At 71.0% G+C, this 1,873-nt stretch carries 3 protein-coding genes; all 3 read left to right on the top strand.

What is annotated here, in order from left to right:
* The first annotated feature begins 208 nt into the window (after positions 1-208).
* The 3 genes from ADK86_RS15420 (at position 209) to ADK86_RS15410 (ending at position 1,702) form a co-directional block, all read left to right on the top strand.
* The gene (locus ADK86_RS15420; RefSeq protein WP_420718854.1) at positions 209-763 is read left to right on the top strand and encodes a hypothetical protein; all 555 of its coding nucleotides are present in this window, start codon (positions 209-211) and stop codon (positions 761-763) included.
* On the top strand, positions 760-1,113 hold the full coding sequence (locus ADK86_RS15415) for a nucleotide pyrophosphohydrolase (protein WP_030596859.1): 354 nt from the start codon (positions 760-762) through the stop codon (positions 1,111-1,113). Before ADK86_RS15420 ends, ADK86_RS15415 begins: the two co-directional genes overlap by 4 nt.
* Positions 1,114-1,246: 133 nt before the next feature.
* Positions 1,247-1,702, top strand: coding sequence for a DUF6099 family protein (locus tag ADK86_RS15410; protein WP_030596861.1), 456 nt, complete (start codon positions 1,247-1,249; stop codon positions 1,700-1,702).
* Positions 1,703-1,873 lie beyond the last annotated feature (171 nt).

The raw sequence follows: 1,873 nt of genomic DNA, 5'->3' as shown, positions 1-1,873 counted from the left end.
GGCTGGAACCGGTGGTGGAGGTGGCTCCGGGGGTGGTGGTCGTGGGGGTGGTTCTCGTACGGCCGGTGGCCGCGGGGGTGGTGGTACGGGGGGCGGTGGTGCCGGGGGCCCTGATGGGACCGGTGTGACCGGAGGTGGTACGGGGGCTGGTGCGCGGGTCGAAGGGGCCCTGTCGGGAGGGTTCGCCGTTGCGGCCGGTGGCGACGGGATGGCAGATGACGGGGGTGTCTCACAGGGGAGCTGGGGGTGGTCCGCCGGCGACGGTCGACTGCGTACGGCGTGCGACAACCTCCCCGCCGTACTGGGACGGACGAGCCGGGAGTGTGCGCGGCGGCATGCCGTACTGGTCGAGGCGGTGCGCGACGGCTGCGCCGGGCCGGTCGAGGGGCTGCGTGCCGAACCGGTGGAGCTCGCGGGGAAGGTCGGCATACGGGCGCTGGTCGAGCGCGGCGCCCTGCCGGCGATGCCGCTGGAACAGCTCGGCGACGGGGAGCTGCGTTACGTCGCGCTCGCGCTGGTGCTCCTGACGGGGCCGGAGGTGCTGGCGATGGACCCGGTGGGCGAGGTGCTGTCCGCCCGCCAGGTGCTGGGGCTGATGGCGGACGGAATGGACCGGAGCCTCGACGGCCGGCAGGCGCGTGCGTTGCTGGAGCTCGCCGTGCGGATGGTGGGGCGAGGGCACGTCCGGCTGCTGGCGACGGTACGGGACGCGGCGGTCGCCGACGGGCTGCCCGGGGTGCAGGTGCTACACCTAGGAGTATGAGTGAAGATCTTCATGCGTTGCAGCGGCGGCTGGCGGACTTCGCGGCCGCCCGGGACTGGGGCCAGTACCACACCCCGAAGAATCTGGCGGCGGCGCTCAGCGTCGAAGCCTCCGAACTGGTCGAGATTTTCCAGTGGTTGACGCCGGAGGAGTCGGCGAAGGTCATGACCGACGCGACGGCGGCCGGCCGGGTCGAGGACGAGGTCGCCGACGTGCTGGCTTACCTGCTGCAGTTCTGCGACGTCCTGGGCATCGATGTGCTGCGGGCGCTGGCCGCGAAGATCGAGCGCAACGAGACACGCTTCCCGGTGAAGGGGACCGAACGAGCCAATCGTCACTCTATGGAGTGAAGGATCTTTCCACATCGTCTTGGTTGTCCACAGATTTGCGAATTCCTCTGGCCTTTTGGGCCTTTGAAGTTCACGCTGGGTAGTGGCAGGTAGATGCGGCGAAGCTGACGTGGTCTGAGGGAGGGGGGCGCGGATGGATGCGGTGCGCATCATCGCGGCCAGTCGGCGCGGCCTAGCGCAGGCGCGGACGGTCGAGGAGATCGTCGTCGAGGCGTGGCAGGCGCAGGCCCTGGCCGAGGCAGTGGGCAGTCATCTCGCGATATCCGGGCCGCATGAAGTGCGGTCCCGGGCGCGGGGATTGGGTGATGCGGGAGGGAGGACGAGCGCGGCCCTGCTGATCCCGGCACCGCGGATCGGCGGGCCGCGGGCGGCCCAGCTGTCCGAGGTACGGGACACCCAGGAGGCGCTGCGGGGCCTGTCCTGGCTGCTCGGTGAGGTGTGCGAGGCGTTGGTGGGAGTGGTCTGCGCGGCGGACGAGGAAGGGATGTACTGGACCTGCGTGGAAGCCATGGATGTCGCCGACGAGTCCCGGGACCGGGTGACCGGGATACTGAAACACCTCGCCGTACGGAAACGCGACATGGGCTGACGGCGCACGCGCCGGTGCCGGCGCCTCGGGGGCGCCGGGTGTGCGCCGGGTGGGGGTGATGGGGGACGGAATGGCCCGGAGCCTCGACGGCCTGTAGGCGCGGGCGTTGCTGGAGTTCGCCGTCCGGGTGGTGGGGCGAGGGCACGTCCGGCTGATGGTGGACGTAGGGGA

This window comes from Streptomyces sp. NRRL F-5755 (genome assembly GCF_001279365.1).
GTDB classification, from domain to species: domain Bacteria; phylum Actinomycetota; class Actinomycetes; order Streptomycetales; family Streptomycetaceae; genus Streptomyces; species Streptomyces rimosus.
This window is presented reverse-complemented; position numbering and strand designations above follow the sequence as displayed.